This window comes from Gammaproteobacteria bacterium (ex Lamellibrachia satsuma) (genome assembly GCA_019623805.1).
GTDB lineage: Bacteria > Pseudomonadota > Gammaproteobacteria > Chromatiales > Chromatiaceae > QGON01.
In genome coordinates this window covers 2,209,321-2,229,139 of record CP053680.1, presented here as the reverse complement: position 1 = coordinate 2,229,139, position 19,819 = coordinate 2,209,321, and the positions used below count along the sequence as shown (strand labels likewise).

At 55.0% G+C, this 19,819-nt stretch carries 17 protein-coding genes; 9 read left to right on the top strand and 8 right to left on the bottom strand.

Going from position 1 to position 19,819, the window contains the following annotated elements; translation table 11 throughout:
* Positions 1-552 precede the first annotated feature (552 nt).
* Positions 553-2,112 (top strand): hypothetical protein, encoded by a 1,560-nt coding sequence (locus HPY30_09630; GenBank protein QYZ66229.1) that lies wholly within the window; start codon positions 553-555, stop codon positions 2,110-2,112.
* On the opposite strand, the gene HPY30_09625 is transcribed toward HPY30_09630, so the two are convergent.
* The 4 genes from HPY30_09625 to HPY30_09610 all read right to left on the bottom strand — a co-directional run bounded on the left by HPY30_09625 (position 2,090) and on the right by HPY30_09610 (position 6,588).
* Entirely contained in the window at positions 2,090-2,572 is a 483-nt protein-coding gene (locus HPY30_09625) for a TIGR02281 family clan AA aspartic protease (protein QYZ67983.1), read from the bottom strand. The two genes, HPY30_09630 and HPY30_09625, sit on opposite strands and share 23 nt — an antisense overlap.
* A gap of 222 nt (positions 2,573-2,794) precedes the next feature.
* A complete protein-coding gene (locus HPY30_09620) occupies positions 2,795-3,403 on the bottom strand; it encodes an ABC transporter substrate-binding protein (GenBank protein ID QYZ66228.1) in 609 nt (202 codons plus the stop codon).
* A gap of 109 nt (positions 3,404-3,512) precedes the next feature.
* Positions 3,513-5,636, bottom strand: coding sequence for a VWA domain-containing protein (locus tag HPY30_09615; GenBank protein QYZ66227.1), 2,124 nt, complete (start codon positions 5,634-5,636; stop codon positions 3,513-3,515).
* A gap of 139 nt (positions 5,637-5,775) precedes the next feature.
* Entirely contained in the window at positions 5,776-6,588 is an 813-nt protein-coding gene (locus HPY30_09610) for a CbbQ/NirQ/NorQ/GpvN family protein (GenBank protein QYZ66226.1), read from the bottom strand.
* Between the two features lie 553 nt (positions 6,589-7,141).
* Here HPY30_09610 and HPY30_09605 point away from each other — a divergent pair.
* From HPY30_09605 to HPY30_09575, 7 genes are all read left to right on the top strand, one after another.
* Entirely contained in the window at positions 7,142-8,413 is a 1,272-nt protein-coding gene (locus HPY30_09605; GenBank protein QYZ66225.1) for a CoB--CoM heterodisulfide reductase iron-sulfur subunit A family protein, read from the top strand.
* Between the two features lie 21 nt (positions 8,414-8,434).
* Positions 8,435-10,690, top strand: a complete 2,256-nt coding sequence (locus HPY30_09600; protein ID QYZ67982.1) for a hydrogenase iron-sulfur subunit — start codon at positions 8,435-8,437, stop codon at positions 10,688-10,690.
* An 11-nt stretch (positions 10,691-10,701) separates the two neighbouring features.
* On the top strand, positions 10,702-11,313 hold the full coding sequence (locus tag HPY30_09595; protein ID QYZ66224.1) for a 4Fe-4S dicluster domain-containing protein: 612 nt from the start codon (positions 10,702-10,704) through the stop codon (positions 11,311-11,313).
* A gap of 16 nt (positions 11,314-11,329) precedes the next feature.
* Entirely contained in the window at positions 11,330-12,229 is a 900-nt protein-coding gene (locus HPY30_09590; GenBank protein ID QYZ66223.1) for a CoB--CoM heterodisulfide reductase iron-sulfur subunit B family protein, read from the top strand.
* Between the two features lie 273 nt (positions 12,230-12,502).
* Positions 12,503-12,994 (top strand): hypothetical protein, encoded by a 492-nt coding sequence (locus HPY30_09585; GenBank protein ID QYZ66222.1) that lies wholly within the window; start codon positions 12,503-12,505, stop codon positions 12,992-12,994.
* A 3-nt stretch (positions 12,995-12,997) separates the two neighbouring features.
* Positions 12,998-13,615 (top strand): hypothetical protein, encoded by a 618-nt coding sequence (locus HPY30_09580; GenBank protein QYZ66221.1) that lies wholly within the window; start codon positions 12,998-13,000, stop codon positions 13,613-13,615.
* Positions 13,616-14,077 carry a hypothetical protein gene (locus HPY30_09575; protein QYZ66220.1) on the top strand — a complete coding sequence of 154 codons (462 nt, stop codon included), beginning with the start codon at positions 13,616-13,618 and terminating at the stop codon, positions 14,075-14,077.
* Between the two features lie 43 nt (positions 14,078-14,120).
* On the opposite strand, the gene HPY30_09570 is transcribed toward HPY30_09575, so the two are convergent.
* A complete protein-coding gene (locus tag HPY30_09570) occupies positions 14,121-15,536 on the bottom strand; it encodes a response regulator (GenBank protein QYZ66219.1) in 1,416 nt (471 codons plus the stop codon).
* Between the two features lie 113 nt (positions 15,537-15,649).
* Between HPY30_09570 and HPY30_09565 the strand changes: the two genes are divergently transcribed.
* Entirely contained in the window at positions 15,650-15,997 is a 348-nt protein-coding gene (locus tag HPY30_09565; GenBank protein QYZ66218.1) for a 4a-hydroxytetrahydrobiopterin dehydratase, read from the top strand.
* 49 nt (positions 15,998-16,046) lie between these two features.
* Here HPY30_09565 and HPY30_09560 read toward each other — a convergent pair whose 3' ends face one another.
* The 3 genes from HPY30_09560 to aprB all read right to left on the bottom strand — a co-directional run bounded on the left by HPY30_09560 (position 16,047) and on the right by aprB (position 19,691).
* Complete coding sequence (locus tag HPY30_09560; protein QYZ66217.1) at positions 16,047-16,937, bottom strand: YkgJ family cysteine cluster protein; 891 nt, start codon at positions 16,935-16,937, stop codon at positions 16,047-16,049.
* Between the two features lie 240 nt (positions 16,938-17,177).
* Positions 17,178-19,166: an adenylyl-sulfate reductase subunit alpha gene (locus tag HPY30_09555; GenBank protein ID QYZ66216.1), complete on the bottom strand. Its 1,989-nt coding sequence runs from the start codon at positions 19,164-19,166 to the stop codon at positions 17,178-17,180.
* Between the two features lie 51 nt (positions 19,167-19,217).
* Entirely contained in the window at positions 19,218-19,691 is a 474-nt protein-coding gene (gene aprB, locus HPY30_09550; protein ID QYZ66215.1) for an adenylyl-sulfate reductase subunit beta, read from the bottom strand.
* Between the last annotated feature and the right edge of the window lie 128 nt (positions 19,692-19,819).

The window sequence follows — 19,819 nt, the reverse complement described above, 5'->3', positions numbered from 1 at the left end:
ATGAATAGTGGTGAATTGAACGCGCCAAGAACCCAGGGAAAGGCGCACACTTGCGTTACCCCGGTGCGAAAATGGAGATAATGTCCTACTGGTGACACTTCTGACCGGATTGTATGCCGGCACCTCAGCTCCCCAACGCAGGCGTCCCCTCCGTTCATATCCTTACGCCCTGATAATTAGTTTTTTCGTAATTAATTCTATTGCAAACCACCCAACTCTGCGGGAATCATATTCTTATTCAGACAAATTACTGACCTGAATCAATAGACCATAGATTATATGTGGTTTATTGCCTCGCTCAGTAATTTGAAGATGGTTCACCAGCGCGGTATCTTGCGTTAAATTACCAGCGCTATACTGGTATGTATCCGGCGTATCTATTCAGAACATGGTGGACACTGAGACAACCTGTAGGATGAGGTGAATACAATGAACCGCATCAGTCGCGACAGATGCGCATCGCCACGCTCAGCACATCCTACGATTCCGTGTTTTCCTCACTTTCATGGGATAGCTGAATAGTTACTATCCAGCAAGCGTTGAGGGAGTACCATGCAACAGCAGGAGCCGCCCATTCGTAAACCCTGCGTGGCCTGCAGGGAACCAATCCATCAGGACGCTGCCCTCTGTCCACACTGCGGCACCCCGCAACATCAGAGCAAATGGCACTATTTCACTCTCTCCCTGAAGTGGATCGGTGGCTTTACCGCCATCCTCTCCCTGGTGATCGTGGCCAACCAGACCCAGGAACTTCTCGGTCAGTGGCAAAACACCCAAGCAGCCGTCAGTGAACGGGTGGAGGGGGCAAAACTGCAGCGGGAGATCGGCGACTTCAACGGTGCATTTCAGCAGTTGAAGCAGGCGCTGAAACTCGATCCTTCATCCAGCGAAGCGCGCAAGTTTGAAGTTGAGCTGGCGATGGAGCAGTTGCGCATAATCATGGTGGTAGACCAACGTTTCCGCCATCTTGAACAGCCCGATCCGATCAAGGACAATCAACTCGGACTGGTGCTCTATCGCGGGGCCGTCTCCGGATCAGACAAGGAGCGAGCCACCATCATGGCCCATCTCGGTTGGCTCGACATACTCCGGCACCGCAGTGGAGTCGAAGGGCTGAATATCGACCTCCATTTCCGCAAGGCACTGGAACTGGATCCAAACAACCTCTACGCAAACGTCATGTGGGGGAGCTGGCTACCCAACCGATATAACCCGGCCAAATATACAGAGGATAAAATAGCACTCTCCCGCAAATATTTCGCCAAAGCTTTTCAGCAAAAAAAACAACGCCGCTATGTGCGGAAGCTGCAGATACTTGCCTACCAAAACCACGATCTTGAGCTTTTGCGTATCGGTCACGAGATGTCCCAATCGGGAGAATTTCCTGAACTCCAACCCTATCCCACACAGCCGTTTGTCGACCTGATATCCCAATCCGACCAGGGGCAGCATAGTTGGGATGCACTCACCCAGCAGTTTTCACTGGAGGAACTGCTCACACTCACCGCGTGGCTGCTGGCTGAATATCCCGAATTGGAGGATGAGAGCGGCGTCTATGCCAGCCAGCAACAGAAAGAGGCACTCTATTTCACCCGTGGAAAAGTGTTTGCTGACATGGGCAAACACAAACAGGCTCTGGACGCCTTTCTGAAATCCCAAAGCCTATTCATCGAACGGATCAAATTCACCAGCACCCGCTACGCGGAGAAGGAACTGCATAACCTCATCAATCCCCAACTTGAGGCACTGGCGAAGAAACTGGACATCCTCCTGAAACCCGCCCTGATCTCCTACGGGGGATATGCCAACGGCAGTGCCATGACCGCCGGCCTGGAAAATGGCGACTTGATCCTTTTCTTTGACGGAGTCCCTCTGCACTCACAATCACAACTCCCCGAAAGAAGCAGCGACCCGAAAACCGCTTCGATTGAGGCATTGCGATCAGGCAAGCTGCTGACGATCGAATTTCAGGCCAATCGCCACGGCATCAACACCCGGCAGATCCTCGTGCCTGCAGCGCTATGGGATAGGAAAACGACCGAGATGCAGGGACAGCAGTTGCACCAAACCTGGATCAACCCCCATGAGACTATTCCCCCTGACGCAGGATGAGGGTTTTGCCTTTCTGCACCAGTTCAAGATGTTTTAGAAAACTCATCCCCAACAGCACTTCATCACCTCCCATACCCGGCATGATGGTGGCACGCACATCCTGTCGGATTATGGAACCAAGCTGCACCTGATCCAGCCGCGTCAACCAGGTATTTACCCTGCCGTTTGCGGTCAAACTGATCGACTGGGCGCCACGCTTGAGAGCGAGTCGCTCCGCCAGCAAGGCGGGCACCGCGACATTGGTCGCACCAGTATCAAGCAGGAAAATCACGGGGGTACCGTTGATGGAACCGGGGGCGACATAGTGTCCGGCCCTGTTGCGCAACAGGACGATCTCTTTGGGACCGGCCTCCGTTGAGATGCTCAACAGGTCCCGGTTTGGATTGTACTGCTGCTCCAGCAGATTGGAGAAGAACATGGCCAACAAGCCAAGCAGCAGTGCCCAGGCGGCAAAGATCATCCAGCGGCCCATCTTTTCACCTGGACGCCTGGGGCCTCTGCCTGGTTGCAGTGGTGGTCTTTGTATCAACAGTTGGGCTCTCCAGCAAACGCGATGCCGGATCCGCTATGCTTGATCCGGCCTACACCGCTTCTAACTTTGAAGCCCTGCCGGGCCGCAAGTTCCTCTGGGCACAAAAAAGCCGGAGCCGTATCCGGCTCCGGCACTATTCACCCTGGTCAATCAGCCACGATAACCGGGGTTCTGGCCTCTACTCCGCTTCTGCTGCGAGAAGTGCTGCCGGTAGTAGGCGAGGGCGCTGGTGCCGTTGGCGGAGACATCAAACACCTTCCAGCCATCGTCTGCATGATAGAAACGGAAGTCTATCTTCGCCGGATAACCGCCGGAATTGAGGATACCGACGCTCACCTTCACCTCGTTTCGTCCCGCACGGCGGGGACGATAGAAGCGCACATCCTGGTCTTCGTAGTTGCTGAGGCGTTTGGTCAGCGTGCCCAACAGCATCTCTTTCACCTGCTGGCTCACAGCCTGACGCTGGCCCCCACTCATGTTGCGGTAGGCCGCTCCGGCCGCCCACTGCGCCATATAGTCAAAATCGAAATAGGGCGCGATCACTGCCTCGAGAAACGCCGTGATCTGCATGGGGTTGCGCTGTTCCTTGGTGCGCAGAAACTTCAACAACTGGGTCAAACCCTCGCGCACGATCGTATCGGGAGCGACTTCCTGCTGTTGTTGGGGTTGGGAGTGCGGATAACCATAACCCGGCATGGCGTGTGCCTGCGCTGCGGCGAAAAGCATCAATGCGCATACTGCAACCAGTCTTAACTTCATAATATCCTCCAGTGGTCAAAATAGCTTCGTCCCTCTTCGCGGCCGTTGTTTGTGCTCTTTAAGGGTGTGCAGGGAGGTTGCCTATGCCCCTGAAGAAAATCAAGCTGTATCAGCTCGTTATTCTTTTATAAATATCTGAAACTTTGAGAGGGAGTTTCTCCACATCCTTCACTACTGCGTAGTTTGCCGCGCCATACATATGGGGCAGATAGTCCTGCCCCTCTTCATCGATGGTAATGCAGAAGGCGTGGATCCCATCACGATGGGCTTCGTAGAGGGCCTGTCGCGTATCCTCAACGCCGTACTCGCCCCGATACTGATCAGGATAGTCCTCCGGTTTTCCGTCGGACAGGGTTATCAGCAGCTTGGTGCGCGCCTCAACCTCTCTCAGCAATTGGCTGAGGTGGCGGATCGCCGCCCCCATGCGAGTGTAGTCCCCCGCCTCGATACCGCTGATCCTCGCCTTTACTTCATCGTCGTAGGATTCGTCGAAGGTCTTGATCCGGTAGATTTCGCAGCGTTTTCGGCTCGAACCGGTGAAGCCATAGATGGCGTAGCGGTCCCCGAGGGTCTCCAGGGACTCCGCCATCAGCACCAACGCCTCACGCTCCGCCTCGTTGACCCAACCCTTGGTGGAACCCGACATATCCACCATGAACATGACTGCGATGTTGCGCTCATCCCTGTGCATGCGGGTAAACAGCCGGTCACTCATCTCCAGCCCGACATGAGCATCCGCCCAGGCCTCCACGAAGGCATCGATATCCACACCGTCGCCATAGACCTGGCGTTTTAGCAGCCGATCCTCGTCCCGCATTGCCTCGAAGGTCTTGCGCAGACTGCCCAGCAATCGCCGGTACTTGGTCACAACCCGGCCGGCAAATCCATCGTGGGAAGGCTTGACCGGCAACTCACGCACCACACACCAATTCTTGCGATAGTGTTTACGGCGAAAGTCCCACTCCTGATAGATGAACGCGCCTTCCTCATGGTAGGTGCCGCCCCAGACGTCTTCAGGGTCGAGCCGCTTCTCCTCATAATCCTTCAGCTCGTATTCACCGGCCCCGGCCGGGACGAGATACTCATCGGGGACATCACCAAGATCCTGCAGGATCGAGGTCATGGTGCCCTTCACATCGTCTGGAATAGGGATGGACTTGCCGTCCAGCATGAGTTCGATTTGAAACCCCTCCGGCACCGACATATCAGGCTTCTTGTCCACCTCAAATTTTCCAGGCGGGGCATCTTCATCTTCCCGCCCCTCATTCAGTTCATCCTCGATCAGCTTCAGGGCCACCCGCAGTTGTGCCTGCTCACGCTGCAGACGATTCTCCAAAACAGCCGCCACGTCTGCGAGTTTCAGGCGGCCCTGGTAACAGCTGAGCGCAGGCAATCGGCTACCGATGACTTTGCCGACCAGTCGCAGGGAATCCGCCGCCGAGGCCTCCTGACGAGTCAGCTCGGCGGTCACAGTGGACCAATCTTCCGGCACATCCGCATCCCCAAGCTTCTTCCGCAGTTCACCCATCTCCCGATACAGACCTGGCAGTTCACGGGCAATACAGGCGTCGAGGCGGACCGACTCCAGCGCATGAAAGCAGCGCAGCGCCAGTTTTGGCGTTGGATGTGCTGCGATGTATTGTTCGAGATCTATCCGAAAGGTGCCAAAACGGGCCTGCGCCCAGAGATGCGCCACTGCCGCCTTGTAGAGCTTGAAGTTGTCCTGCTTGTCCGGCAGATGGGCCATCACTGCCGGCAGAAAGATCGCTTCGCTGTCGGTATAAGTGTAGTCACCCTGCTCAACCTTCAGCTTGCGTCCGGAGAGACCCTGAACAAAGGGCAGCAACACCCCCACCTCCTCCTCGAAGACACAGCCAGAGGCCCGCTCCCGTCCCTGGCGCACGAAGAGATCGATCTCCCGAATCACCTTCAGACCGGGATAGAGACCTGAGCGGTCGTAGATATCCATGGCATGCAGCACCCAGGCCTCGATCATGTGCTCATCCATCAGACTCAAGGCACGGGTGGACTGCTCGACAAACTGAAAAGCGATCTCGACATGCGTGCTGGCAATACGCCGTGTCCAGTCGAGCACAAATGCCTGTTCGCCCGCCGACATCTGCGCGAGGGCAGCGGCGAGAACAGCGGTATTTCGGAAAGTGAATTCAACCTCGAACCAGTCGTCGAGGAGCGGGAGAATTTGGTCAGCGGTTAGTTGGGTAGGGCGTGTCATGGGAGAGTCGGGTTATTAGGTGACAGGTGACTTGTTGGCGATCCGTTTTCGGAGTCAAGAATAACCTCATCATTTTCTACTGGAGCCGAGGGAGGGGGATCTAGCAATCCTGAAACCTGTAACCTGAGACCTGTCACCTTTAAAAAAGCGAAGCGCTCAACTCATTCACCGCCGTCAACATATCCGTATCGTCGGTCAGTGCCTGAGCGATAGAGGCCCGGCAGGCGACCACCGGATCAACTCCATCATGGATCAGCTTGGCTGCGTGCACCAGCAGACGCGTCGATGCACCCTCATCCAGACCGCTGCCTTTGAGGTTGCGGGTCATATGGGCGAACTTCACCAATCGTTGAGCCATCTCCGGGACCACTTCAGCCTCGTTTTCGATGATCTTCTGCTCCAGCGCCACGTCAGGGTAATCGAACTCCAGGGCGACGAAACGCTGCCGGGTACTCTGCTTGAGATCCTTCAACACGCTCTGGTAACCGGGGTTATAGGAGATCGCGAGACAGAAGTCGGCGTTTGCCTCCAGCAATTCCCCGATCTTCTCCATCGGCAGCACCCTGCGGTCATCCGCCAGTGGGTGGATCACCACGGTGGTGTCCTTGCGCGCCTCGACCACCTCATCCAGATAGCAGATGGCACCGGCCCGCACTGCAGCGGCCAGGGGTCCGTCCACCCAGACCGTCTCACCACCTTTTACCAGGAAACGCCCCACCAGATCAGATGCAGTCAGATCATCATGACAGGAGACGGTGATCAGCGGCCGTTTGAGCCTCCACGCCATGTGCTCCATGAAGCGGGTTTTGCCGCAACCCGTGGGTCCCTTCAACAGAACAGGCAGTTGATTGCGATATGCGGCCTCGAAGACCTCTATCTCATCGCCTACCGGCTGATAGTAAGGCTCTTCATCTATAAAGTACTCTTCAGGTTTCAGGATGCGTGCTTCCAACTGGACTAACCTCTTCCACAAAATCAAAGTATGTATTGAAGTATCAATTCAGCGCATAGTGAACACTGAGTCTGGTAGGGTGCGTTGTGCGCACCATGATTGCTGTAACTGCTGACTCTGGTGCGCACGGCGCACCCTACGTTCGTCGCATATGTCGCATATAGAGAAGCCATACCCCATGCCAACCATCACCACAAACCCCGAAACTCAAGTTTACAAGAGAACTATCCAGCTTGAATCCCGGATAATCCGCGAGGCAGAACCTCACTTTTTCGATTCCATATTCCTGTAATACCCCATCTGAAGGTCAAGTATTAATTAGTGAATGCTAATAAACTATAACTGCTTTCTATCAAAGCATTGGAAAATTCGATGGGGAATTAGTGGCTTTTATATGGCGGGAAATCCCGAAGGCGGGTATCGTAGCGAGTCCAGAATCTGGGCGCAGTAACGCTGCCGCCAATCATGGAATAACCCAGCAGACAAATCAAGTATTATTGCGCTGCCGGTTATTTCGGACTTTGAAACGTCATTCCGCGACGGAGGAGATTCCATGACGGAAGTAATCGCAACCAATGAGACCATTCTGGTGGTCGGCGGCGGGATCAGCGGCATGACCGCTGCCCTTGAAGCTGCTGAAACCGGAAAAAAGGTCGTACTGGTTGAAAAGCGCCCCTATGTTGGCGGTCGCGTCACCCAGTTGTACAAATATTTCCCTAAACTCTGCCATCCCACCTGCGGTCTGGAGATCAACCAGCGCCGGGCCAAGATGAACCCCAATCTCACCATTATCACAATGGCTGAGGTCACGGACATCAAGGGTGAGGCAGGCAACTACACCGCCACGGTGAAGATCGCCCCCCGCTATATCAACGACAACTGCACCGGTTGCGGCGATTGCGGCAAGGCTGTCGAGGCCGAGTTCGACGATGAATACAACTACGGCATGGGCAAGCGCAAAGGCGCCTACCTGCCGCATCGCATGGCCATGCCCCAGCAGTACGTCATCGATCCTGCCATCATCGGCACCGACGATGCCCAGAAAGCCAAGGACGCCTGCAAAGTGAGCGCAGTCGACCTGGACATGCAGGAAGAGACCATCGAATTCAACGCCGGCGCAGTGGTCTGGGCCACCGGCTGGCAGCCTTACGATGCAAACAAGATCCAGCCCTACGGCTACGATCGTTTTGAGAACGTCATCACCAGCGTCGAGTTTGAGCGCCTGGCAGATCCTACCGGTCCTACCGGTGGCAAGATCCTGCGCCCCTCCGATGGCAAAGAGGTGAAGAACGTCGCCTTCATCCAGTGTGCCGGCTCCCGTGACAAGAACCATCTGCTGCACTGCTCGCGCATCTGCTGCATGGCGTCACTCAAACAGTGCACCTACCCGGCTGACGACGTGGACATCTCTGTCTACTACATCGACATCCGCGCCATCGACCGTTTCGAGGACTTCTATCAGAAGGTCAAGGCGCAGGAGAACGTCAGTTTCATCAAATCCAAGGTTGCCTCCATCGTCAAGGGCGAGGACGACAGTCCCGTACTGCACGGAGTGGACACCGAGGGTTACAACCGTTATGCCAACCAGCACGATCTGGTCGTACTGGCTGTCGGCATGGAGCCTAGCGTCGACAAAGAGAGCTTCCCGGTGGATATCGTCATCAACGAGGAGGGCTTCATTGAGCCTGCTTCCGAGAATGGCGGCATCTTCGCAGCGGGTTGCTCATCCGACGCACTGGACGTAAACAGGGCGGTACAACACGCCACCGGCGCTGCACTGCACGCTGTCCAGGTCATTAACCGCGTAGCTGGAACGGAGGGCTAAACAGTGGCTGAAGAAAAGAAAATGGCAGGCTTTGTCTGCACCGGCTGCGGCATCGGCGAGCGACTCGACGCTGGCCAGTTGGAAACCACCGCAACCCGCGACGGCAAGATGAACACCTGTGTCCAGCACGATATGCTGTGCAGCAAGGAAGGTGTGCAAGTGATCCGTGACGCCATCAATAATGACGGCGCCACCCATATCATGATCGCCGCATGCTCCCGTCGCGCCAAGGTTGAGGCTTTCCACTTCCCCGAAGTCGCCATGACCCGTGCCAATCTGCGCGAAGGCGTCATCTGGGTTCGCCCCGACACCGATGAGAACAAAGAAACCACCCAGGAAATGGCGGACGATTACATCCGCATGGCCTGTGCTGAAGCCAAGTTCTCCACCAAGCCGAGCAAATCCGGCGAGCAAGAGCTGGACAAGACCATCATGGTTGTCGGCGGTGGCATCACCGGCATGACCGCCGCGATGGAAGCCGCTGCTGCAGGTTATCCTGTGCAGTTGGTGGAAAAGAGCGGCGCACTGGGCGGACAGATCGCAGAATACTACAAGGTTCTGCCCACCCGCTCCCCTTATGCGGCGCCCCAGGAGAGCAGCATCGCCAAAATGGCTGCCGCTATCGAGGCCGATGACAAGATCACTGTTCACCTGAACAGCACACTCGCCCAGACTTCCGGCGCCCCCGGACGTTTCAGCGTGGATGTCGCCACCGAGTCAGGCTCCACCAGCAACTTCACCTGCGGAGCAATCGTTCAGGCTACCGGCTTCACACCATACGATGCCAACAAACTGCCTGAGTTCGGCTATGACAAGAGCGCCGACGTGGTCACCAACCACGAACTTGAAGCTCTGGCCAAGGCCGCCAACGGCGGGCCGATCAAACGTCCTTCCGATGGCAAAGAGATCACGTCTGTTGCCTTTGTTCAGAACGCAGGTCAGTGCTCCGATGAAGAGAACAAGCTGGCTTACTTCTCCGGCGTGACCGATCTGGTCTCCATCAAGCAGGCGATGTACTTCAAGGAGCTGAACGGCGACTGTGACACCACGATCCTGTTCAACAACCTGCGCACCCCTGGTGCAGCAGGCGAAGACTTCTACCGCGCCGGTCAGGAAGCGATGGTTCTCTTCTCCAAGGGCATCGTCTCTGAAGTGGTTCCCGGCGACAGCCTGACGGTCAAGTTCAAGGACATGATCCTGAACGAAGATGCCGAGATGGATTGTGATCTGGTGGTACTGGCGGTCGGCATGGAGCCCAACTCCGGTCCCGATCCCTACTACGCCACCGAAGGCGCAGGTGCACCCAAAGAGGGCGAAGAACTCACTGACGAAGAGGTGGAAGAACGGGCTGCTGCCGCTGCCACTGAAGTCAGCGTCGACTCTATCCTCAACCTCGACTACCGTCAGGGCACCGACCTGCCGCAGCTGAAGTACGGATTCAACGACTCCCACTTCATCTGCTTCCCCTACGAGACCCGTCGTACCGGCATCTACGCCGCCGGTCCCGTGCGTCGCCCCATGGATATACAGCAGGCGCGTGATGACGCAGCCGGCGCCACCATGAAGGCGATCCAGGCCGCGGAGAACGCAGGCAAGGGTATGGCTGCCCATCCCCGTGCCGGCGACCTCTCCTATCCGAGTTTCCGTAAGGAAGGCTGCACCCAGTGTAAGCGTTGTACGGTTGAGTGCCCCTTCGGCGCCATCAACGAAGACGAAAAGCGTTACCCACTGTTCAACGAAGCCCGCTGCCGACGCTGCGGTACCTGCATGGGTGCCTGCCCGGTGCGTGTTATCTCCTTCGAGAACTACAGCATCGACACCGTCGGCCAGCAGATCAAGAACGTCGAGATCCCTGAAGAGTGGGACGAGAAGCCCCGCATCCTGGTTCTGGCCTGCGAGAACGACGCCTACCCGGCGCTCGATCAGGCAGCCATGAACGGCGTTGAGATCAATCCCTGGGCACGCGTCATCCCGGTACGTTGCCTCGGTTCTGTGAGCCTCTCCTGGATCACCGACTCACTCAACAACGGCTACGACGGCATCGTTCTGATGGGTTGCCAGCGCGGAGAGGACTACCAGTGCCACTTCGTACGCGGTTCCGCCATGGCGAACGAGCGCATGAGCAAGGTTGGCGATACATTGCAGACCCTGAATCTCGAGCCTGAGCGCGTTGTGGTCCACGAGGTTGCGATCACCGATATCGAACGTGCGCCCAAGCTGATCAACGACATGGCTGAGACCGTGGAGAAGATCGGCATGAGCCCATTCAAGTTCTAAGGGAGCCTTCAATGAGCACAAATAGTCAAAAATACCGCAACAGCTTCCTGAAGGAAGTTGAGGCGAACGTCGAAGAGGGCGAATGGGTCAAGATGTGCATGCAGTGTGGTGTGTGTGCAGGCTCATGTCCTTTGGGCAAGCATTGGGATCACCCGCCGCAAGAGATCTTCATGATGATCCGTGCGGGCAAGCGTGAGGAGGTGCTGAGTTCCGACTCCATGTGGATGTGTACCTCCTGCTACAACTGTATCGCACGCTGTCCACGTGGCCTGCCGATCACCCACATTATGCATGGCCTGGCGGTCTACTCGAAACGCCTCGGCCTGATGCCTGACAATCAGCCAACCGCTGAGTTCGGCCAGATCTTCTGGGATAACCTGATGAAGAAGGGTCGCGTCAATGAGCTCAAGATGGGGCTCTCCATGTACTTCAAGGACGGCTTCTCCCAAGGCGTCAAGAACGCCATGGCCAATCAGAAGCTGGGACAGAACATGATGAAGGCAAAACGCATGAACGCCATGGAAATCATGGGTGGTCACGGCGTCAAGAGTCCTGGGGATCTTGCAAAGATCATCAAGAAGGCCCAGGAAATCGAGGATGGCAACATCCAGGACTTCAGCTGAGTGAGGACATACCCAAATGGCTAAGATAGAACTTTCATTCTACCCGGGCTGTTCCTCCCAGAAAGGAGCAACCTCATCCAACTACCTCGTCTCTGCGCAGACCATGTGTGAGGAGCTGGATATTACTCTGAACGAGATCCCCGACTGGAACTGCTGTGGCGCTTCCATCGGTTACGGCGGCGGCGGTGAGTTGCCTCGTCTGACCCTCTCTGCCCGTAACATTGCACTCTCGGAAGAGCACAATGCCGGTCAGGAGATCGTCTCTCCCTGTGCCGCCTGCTGGCTCAATACCCGCGAGGCCAAGGAGCGTCTGAACGAAGACGAAAAGATGATGCAGGACGCAAATACCGCCCTGGCTGAGGGTGGCCTGCGCTTCAAGGGCGAAGTCAATGTCCGTCACATGGTGGAAGTGCTGGTCGAAGACATCGGTTTTGACGCCATCAAGGATAAGGTTAAAAAGCCTCTTGAAGGTCTTAAGATCGCCGGTTACGTCGGCTGTCAGACCAACCGTCCCTTCGGTATCGCTGGTGAGTCTTTCGAAAACCCGCAATATCTCGACAAGATCGTCGAGGCTGTCGGCGCTGATTCGATTCCAACCTTCGAGAAGAAGGTGCAGTGCTGCGGCGGTGCCCTGGCATTTTCCGAGCCTGAAAAGTCTCAGGAGATGATCCACGGCATCATCGAGGCGGCCTATGACAACGGTGCAGACATGATCGTCACCCCCTGCCCGCTCTGCCAGGCTAACGTTGAGATCTATCAGGACCAGATCAACGAGACCTACGGTACAAAGTTCGACATGCCCGTGGTCTACTACTCCACCCTGATGAGCGTCGCCTTCGGCCGTAATGCCACAGACGCCGCACTGAACGGCCACATCATCAAGGCCAAAAAACTGGAAGAGATCGCGAGCAAGTAGCCGGTCTTCTCCAGTGCCCTTCTGTGGGGCAGATGAAAAGCCCGCTTCGGCGGGCTTTTTTTTGACTGATGCTCAAAACTCCGCACTCCATTACAAGGTTGAACGAAGCAATCATGGTGCGCACGGCGCACCCACAGATGGCTACCTCCATCTTTCAGATTACTTCAAGAAGGTAGGGGGCGCCACGCGCACCATGATTACTTGTGGGTAATCAGGAAGGGACATTTATACTCCATGCTATAGTGAACGCCACCTTCTCACAGGCGTCTCTTTATGGTCACTCCAAAGAGCCCCGCTCCCTGGGCAAAACTCATCGAACTGGCCCTTCTGTTTTCGCTTGTGGCGCTGCTCGTCACGCTTTATACCCAAGGCTACCTGGATCGCATTCTCGGCAATGTCCTGACCCTATGGTTCTTTTGTATCATTCTCGCCATCCTCTTGCTGGTTGAATCCTTCGCCTTCGCCGGGCGTGATGCCGATGACCACTTCTGGTCCTGGTTGACGACCGGGCTTGGCATGTTAGGCACGGTTCTCGGGTTTTCCATGGCGCTGGCCGGACTTGAAGTGGACGCCCTGCATGACCCGACCACCTTGTCGGCCGAGATCGGGCGATTCCTGAAAACCGTCTCATTCGCTATCGATACCACCATGATCGGTTTGTCTGCGGCCATGACGATGGAGGCAATGAACAAGGTTCGCAAGATGCTGTATGGCCAAAGAACTGCCGGATCCGACACACATGCGGTTGCCTCAGAGAGGGACTAAGCCATGACCCGCCAGCGCGAAGACAGCATGTCCATCGTTTTTCGTGACCTGCTGATGCTGCTGGCGCTCCTGATGCTTACCCTGGTGGTATTATTGATTCCGCTCATCGAAGTCAAGCAGGAGACCGTTCAGACCGAGATAGAGAAGGCAGCAGGGGATATGATCGCCGAGATCAGCTGGGCCTCTGACAGTCCTGCAGATATCGACCTGTGGACCGATGCACCAGGCGAAGAGAGGGTCGGTTACTCCATGCCCTTCGGCAAGATATTCAATCTGGTACGGGATGATCTCGGCCGCGACGTGGACTATTCCGGCCTGAACTACGAATTTTCCTTCTCCCGCGGAATCCCCGATGGCCGCTATCGCTTCTCCATCGTCTACTACACCGACAACGACCAAGGCGAAACGCCGGTGGATGTGCGCATCTCCATCCGGCACCGCCAGGGAAAGCTTATGATCCCGATATACGAGGATGTGATGACGCTGGACTACCCTGGACAGGAGAAGGGCATCGTGACCTTCACCATGGAAGATAAAAAACTGGTCCCGGAGAGCAGATCATTTGAGCCATTTGATATTTTTCACAGCACACTGAAGCAGAGCCAGACAAAGAGCAAATAGATGCTCACCGACCCGCTAACGCTGAAATATCTGCTGCTGGCTGTTTTCGCCATCTGGGGAAGCTTGGCTGTCATAGCAAGCAAGCGCAGCTTCGCCTCTTTTCTGCTGGGAGCCTGTGTGTTTCTCATTATCGCTTACATTGCGCTGGGGGCCGGTTTCTCCATCCGCCTGCCCTATCTGCACGAAAAGATGGAGGTTATCGTCTACACGGTTCACCATGACCGTGTTCATGCCCTCGCCCACCCCCTGAATCGTCCCGGCGAACCCATACATATCGTCTTCAGTATCGACCCCGACACCCGCGCTGGCGCCCGGATGCGCAAAAGCTTCTTCGATGCAGTCCGTGCCCGTGAGGGCAAGCCTCACCAAACAAAAATTGTTATCGACATGCGAGGCCACTTCACCGATCTGGGCGTCTACAAATATGAGATACCGCCAGCCATGCCACCGAAGATGCCGTAGCAGGTCGGCTCAAGCGTAGCGGAACCGGCAGTTTCCTCAGGCATCACTCTGCCACAAACAGTTTGATATCGATACGTTGGTTCTGGCTGGCAACCTGGTTCCAGACACCGACTTCCTGCACTGCATAGGGCTCAGGGTAGGGCGCCTTCGTCGCGTCAAAACCCGACGCCTCCAACTCGATGAATATATCTCCATTGATCAATGAAGGGGCATTATTCAGATAGTTGGAAAAACCGATCGTTGGAACCGCCTGCTTTTTTCCCTCGGTTTCTGCCAGATCACGGGCGAACACACAGTCTGCAAATGCCGTCTCTACGGAAGCAGGCACAAAGCGACTCTGATCGTTTCTGCTCAGACAATAATTACCATAGTTGGCCGTCAACCTAACGGTCCCGGTAAAACCTGCTGCAGCCAGATGGTCGATGATCTGGGACAGCCAGATGACCCGCTTATCACTAAACGGCCCTTCGCCATAGGGGAAACGCGAATCACGGTTAACCGCCCACTCAAGCAACGGTACCGCTTCTGTTCCAACCTGTTTACCTAAATCCTCCAAGCTGCTTTTCAGCGTCTCAATCGCTGTTTGCTGCTGCTGTATCAGCACATCCACTTGGGTGACTTTCTCTGTCAGCCTGTCACGCCCTGACTCCAGCAGCAGCAAATTTTCCGCCACATCCCTCTGTGTCCTATCGATGCTGTTATTCCAGAACCATACCGTTGCCGAGATCGCCATACAGGCGACGAACACCACCAGCAACCCCTTTGGGATACCCCGCTTTTTGGGAAGGCTCGCATCAATCGATCGCTGGGCATCATTCAGACGTTCATTCACCTCGGAAAATTGCTGCTCGATGGAACGCAAGGACCTTGACGCACTTTCATCCATGCTCTTTGAAAGCAGCTTATGCTGTTGCGCCAGCAGCAACGCCATCTGTTTGCGGCTACTCCCCTGTTTCAGCGATTGCTCCGCCTGTTCAACCAGGTCCTGAAATCGATCGATATATTCTGCGTCAGCACTGACTTCATCACTGCCATTCCCTGCCCCCACGACTGCGTGTGTATATCGCGCGACCAGTGAATCCTGACCAGGATTGAGATGAAGCACACGAATGACTTCGTCGAGGTCCTGCGTCTCCAACTCCTTCGGCAGGACCCCCAGCGCACCTAGTGCCCGCGCCTGGCCAATCGCCAACCCTCCTGCTCTGGAGGTATACATCATCACTGGGATCGCTGCCGTATTGGGATTCGACTTGATCGCTTTCAAGGCCTGAAAGCCATCCATACCAGGCATCTCATAATCCAGGAAAACTGCGTCCGGGATATGCTCGCTGAGATAGTCTATGGCGTCACCGGCTGATTCTACGGTATCGACCTCGATATCGTAGCCAGACAGGCGTTTCGCAAGCACCTCTCTGGCCGTTTGGGAGTCATCAACAATGAGCGCATGTTTGCGTGCCATATCGATTACCATCTGAATTCGACTATTCCATAAACAATAACAGTATTTATCTTCCAAGAACTATCGAATAATTCGCATCCTGAGAAGTCTCAAGATTAGAGGATCGATAAAAAATGTCCACGAATGAACTGACAAGCGTCCACTGCGAAGCCTGCAGGGCAGATGCACCCAGGGTTTCAGATGATGAACTCGCCAGTTTGATTAAAAAGATTCCGGATTGGAATATAGAGGTCAGAGACGGCATCATGCAGCTGGAAAAATCTTTTTCCTTCAATAACTTTGTTGATGCAGTCGCCTTCACGAACCGGGTCGGTGAACTGGCGGAGTCCGAAGGGCATCACCCTGCACTGCTGACAGAGTGGGGCAAAGTGACCGTGACCTGGTGGTCGCACAAAATCAAAGGGCTGCACCGCAACGATTTCATCATGTCTGCAAGGACAGACCAGATCGCAGCTTCCTAGAAACAAAAAAGCCGCACATCAGTGCGGCTTTTTTGGATTCATGGATTAATCAGGAGATCGCGTCTTTCATCTTCTCTGCTTCCCTCTGGCGATGAATCTCCGCCTCGGCCTCCTGGCGCATCTTCAGGATCTCCTCCCGCTCTTCCATGCGCTTCTCATATGCACCGTCTTTCTCCGGGATGGTTTTGTCGCCAAACAGTACCTGTTTGAGCAGACGTGCACCAAACAGCATTAAGGCAACGTCCTCTTTCTCGACAGTCTCGTAGAAAGTATCCTCAAGGTCGTAGGTAGCCCGGAAAGAGTCATTCAGTACATAGCGGCGCAGCCGATCGACATCGTAGGAACACATGAAGAAAAACTGCAGACTGGTGTCCGAAGGGCGACCGATACTGGGACCCGCCGAACGCTTTTTCAGCATCAACTGCAACCACTCACGGTTGATCTGGTCGTATTGTTCCACACCCTGCTCACGCCGGTAGGCATCGATAGAGATCTTTCGATCCTCGTTATGCCCCATACAGTGATCTTCTTTGATCATGAAGTACCGGGTTTCATCCTCAGTCGCTCCCGCCTCATGCATTGCCATATGGCCAAGCGGATAGTAACGGCAGGCGGTGGGGCGGTCAGCATAGACACTGCACCCCTCATCGGTGACAAAAAGGCAGGCACCCTCATCATCGGTGCGCAGCTTAACACCGGGTATGCCATCTTTATCCATCTCGAACGGCACCGTGTGTTTCTTCAATAACTCGGTTCCACTGATCCCCAGATTATCCTTCAGACGAAGGATGTCGTAGGGCGTCAACTGAATATCAGCACGACGGCAGCACTCGTTGAAACAGGATATGCCCTTGGAGCACTGAAACTGGATCTCAGTATCCGGATCCAGAATATTTGGCACCAGGTCACTTTTGAAAGGGATATCAAATTTTTCGCTCATTTTTCTCTCCGCTGGATCTATTCGGCAAAGGCGCCTGCCGAACACTAATCAGCCAGACTATATTGATTGACTATCGGATTATTTTAATCCGCAAATGAATAGCGATTACCCTACAATTCCAGGGCTAAAAAGCATCTTGGCAGGATTACCACCTTTCATTTGCAGACTAGCTTAAGACAAAAAAGTCCGGATGCCTTGCGACACCCGGACTTTTCACGCCATCAGGCTATCAAGTAAGACTTACTTGAACAGCTTGGACTTGTCGACCAGATCAACGTGGGCGCGCTTGAAGCAGGTCCACTCTTTGGTTTCTTTGTTGTAGACGGAGTTCACGAAGCAGTGCCAGTTCTCCTCGTCAACAAAGTTCTTGTCGGCGCGGTAGTAGAAGCCCGGGTAACGGGACTCCTGGCGGAACTGAATGTGCTTCATGTGAGCTTCAGCAGTCAGGATGCGGTGATAGTTCTCCCAAGCACGAAGCAGCTCGTGGAGATCTTTGGCGCGCATTCTCAGAGCGTCCTCTTTGAGGTCGTTCAGCTTGCCTTCGGCAACTTCCAGCATGTTGGCGTTGGTGGTGTAGTAGGTAGCAACACCGGCAACATACTCATCCATTAGCTTCTGCAGACGGAACTGCAGCATCTTGGGAGTGATGTAGTTGGGGTTAACATCGATCGCGGTGCTGTAATCCTTGAACTCAAGGAAGTTACGAACCGGACGGTAGATATCCTCAACCAGCTGTTCAACCGAAGTATCCAGCTCAGGCGTCCAATCCTTGTTGTCCATGACGAACTTGACCATGGACTTGGCGCACATGCGACCTTCAGCGTGAGAGCCGGAGGAGAACTTGTGACCAGAAGCGCCAACACCGTCAGCCGCTGTAAACAGACCGGTTACGGTGGTCATACCACGGTAGCCCCAGTTCCAGCCGGAAGGCAGATGCTCGGGAATACCTTCGCCCAGACCTTCTTCAGTCGGCGCGCCAACATCATCAGGACCAGAAACCCAGATACCGCAGCAACCGGAGTGAGAACCCAGCAGGTAGGGTTCGGTGGGCATCAGCTCAGAGTTCTTCTTCTCTGGCTCGATGTTCTCACCAGCCCAGATACCGCACTGGCCGATACACATGTCGAGGAAGTCTTCCCATGCCTCGGCTTCCAGATGCTTAACCTCACGAGGAGACAGAGTCTCACGCAGGTTGGCAAGGGCGGTAACGGTGTCCATCCAGATGGGACCGCGACCTTCCTTCATCTCTTTGAGCATCAGGTGGTTACGCAGGCAGGAAGCAGGAACTGCGGCCTGACCATAAGGAGGATAGTCGTTCAACATCTCCTTGTTGCGGGTCATGTAGGTCTCACCAAAGGCGTTGGTAGCCTGTGATTTGAACAGCAGGAACCATGCGCCAACAGGACCGTAACCGTCTTTGAAGCGGGTAGGTACGAAGCGATTTTCCATCAGGGTCAGCTCGGCACCAGCCTCAGCAGCCATGGTGTAGGTGGAACCAGCGTTCCATACGGGGTACCAGGCACGGCCCTGACCCTCACCCACAGAACGGGGACGGAAGATGTTCACACAACCACCGGCAACCAGCAGGCAGGCCTTGAACTTGTAGACTACAACCTTGTCTTCACGAACAGAGAAACCAACAGCACCGGCAACGCGGTTCTTGTCGTTCTTGTCGTTAACCAGCTTGACAACGAAGATACGCTCTTCAATGTTGTCCATGCCCAGTGCTTTCTTGGCAGCCTCAGCAACGATCCACTTGTAGGATTCGCCGTTGATCATGATCTGCCACTTACCGGAACGTACAGGCTTGCCACCGTCTTTCAGGGGGGTCATGCCTTTGGAGCCGTCGAAACGCTCGCCGTTCTCATCAGTTTTCCAAATGGGCAGGCCCCACTCTTCGAACAGATGTACGGATTCATCAACGTGACGACCCAGGTCATACGCCAGATCGTCGCGGGTGATGCCCATCAGGTCGTTGGAGACCATACGGGCGTAGTCTGCAGGATCCTGCTCAGCACCGATGTAGGTGTTGATAGCAGAGAGACCCTGCGCAACAGCACCGGAGCGATCCATAGCAGCCTTGTCGACCAACTTGATCTTGATGTCTGCACCAGCAGCCTCGACCCAGGGACCAAGCTCATAAGCGGCGCCACATGCACCCATGCCACCGCCGATGATGAGGATGTCTACCTCTTCTTCGACGACATCAGGATTACCGAATTCAGCCATTTCTAAATACCTCAGTTAATTCAAGTTCCGTAGATTCTGTCTGAATCCGACTTATTTACAGATCAGCTCGCTGGGATCGCCAGCGCGGTAGCCATTCTGCTCATTATGGTTGAAGAAGCCTACGTCGCCGATCTTCGCATAGTCAGCAGCAGGCTTATCACCATAGGGATCGATCGAACCTTCAGGCGTGGTACGGATCGGGAACTTGAAACGCTTCATGGTGCCGTTGCGGAACTTGATGGTCCACATGATGGAATCGGTACCGCGCAGAGGCTGTACAGAGCCACCCATGGGTACGATGTCGGCGTAGGGACGCGCTTCGATTGCCTGCTGAGGGCAGATCTTGATGCAGGAGTAGCACTCCCAGCACTGCTCAGGTTCCTGGTTGAAGGACTTCATGGCATGGCCGGTCTCAGAACCGTCCATATCCAGCTTCATCAGGTCATGTGGGCAGATGTACATGCAAGCGGTCTTGTCCTGGCCTTTGCAGCCATCGCACTTCTCAGTACGCACAAATGTTGGCATGGTTTTATTTCTCCTAGGTTTCACTGCAGTGATTTCTGCCGCCGCAAAATGCCACGGCTTAGAAGCACTTTTTAAGTCCAGTCTCCATCCTTATGCGGTCGAGACCTGCAATGCAGACTGGACTACTG

Excerpts from the sequence above, each read along its gene's own strand:
- HPY30_09630 (QYZ66229.1), top strand. The coding sequence starts at position 553 with ATGCAACAGCAGGAGCCGCCCATTCGTAAACCCTGCGTGGCCTGCAGG.
- HPY30_09585 (QYZ66222.1), top strand. The coding sequence starts at position 12,503 with ATGGTCACTCCAAAGAGCCCCGCTCCCTGGGCAAAACTCATCGAACTG.
- HPY30_09615 (QYZ66227.1), bottom strand. The coding sequence starts at position 5,636 with ATGACACGCCCTACCCAACTAACCGCTGACCAAATTCTCCCGCTCCTC.
- HPY30_09605 (QYZ66225.1), top strand. The coding sequence starts at position 7,142 with ATGACGGAAGTAATCGCAACCAATGAGACCATTCTGGTGGTCGGCGGC.
- aprB (QYZ66215.1), bottom strand. The coding sequence starts at position 19,691 with ATGCCAACATTTGTGCGTACTGAGAAGTGCGATGGCTGCAAAGGCCAG.
- HPY30_09570 (QYZ66219.1), bottom strand. The coding sequence starts at position 15,536 with ATGGCACGCAAACATGCGCTCATTGTTGATGACTCCCAAACGGCCAGA.
- HPY30_09590 (QYZ66223.1), top strand. The coding sequence starts at position 11,330 with ATGGCTAAGATAGAACTTTCATTCTACCCGGGCTGTTCCTCCCAGAAA.
- HPY30_09625 (QYZ67983.1), bottom strand. The coding sequence starts at position 2,572 with ATGATCTTTGCCGCCTGGGCACTGCTGCTTGGCTTGTTGGCCATGTTC.
- HPY30_09620 (QYZ66228.1), bottom strand. The coding sequence starts at position 3,403 with ATGAAGTTAAGACTGGTTGCAGTATGCGCATTGATGCTTTTCGCCGCA.
- HPY30_09560 (QYZ66217.1), bottom strand. The coding sequence starts at position 16,937 with ATGAGCGAAAAATTTGATATCCCTTTCAAAAGTGACCTGGTGCCAAAT.
- HPY30_09580 (QYZ66221.1), top strand. The coding sequence starts at position 12,998 with ATGACCCGCCAGCGCGAAGACAGCATGTCCATCGTTTTTCGTGACCTG.
- HPY30_09555 (QYZ66216.1), bottom strand. The coding sequence starts at position 19,166 with ATGGCTGAATTCGGTAATCCTGATGTCGTCGAAGAAGAGGTAGACATC.
- HPY30_09575 (QYZ66220.1), top strand. The coding sequence starts at position 13,616 with ATGCTCACCGACCCGCTAACGCTGAAATATCTGCTGCTGGCTGTTTTC.
- HPY30_09565 (QYZ66218.1), top strand. The coding sequence starts at position 15,650 with ATGTCCACGAATGAACTGACAAGCGTCCACTGCGAAGCCTGCAGGGCA.
- HPY30_09600 (QYZ67982.1), top strand. The coding sequence starts at position 8,435 with ATGGCAGGCTTTGTCTGCACCGGCTGCGGCATCGGCGAGCGACTCGAC.
- HPY30_09595 (QYZ66224.1), top strand. The coding sequence starts at position 10,702 with ATGAGCACAAATAGTCAAAAATACCGCAACAGCTTCCTGAAGGAAGTT.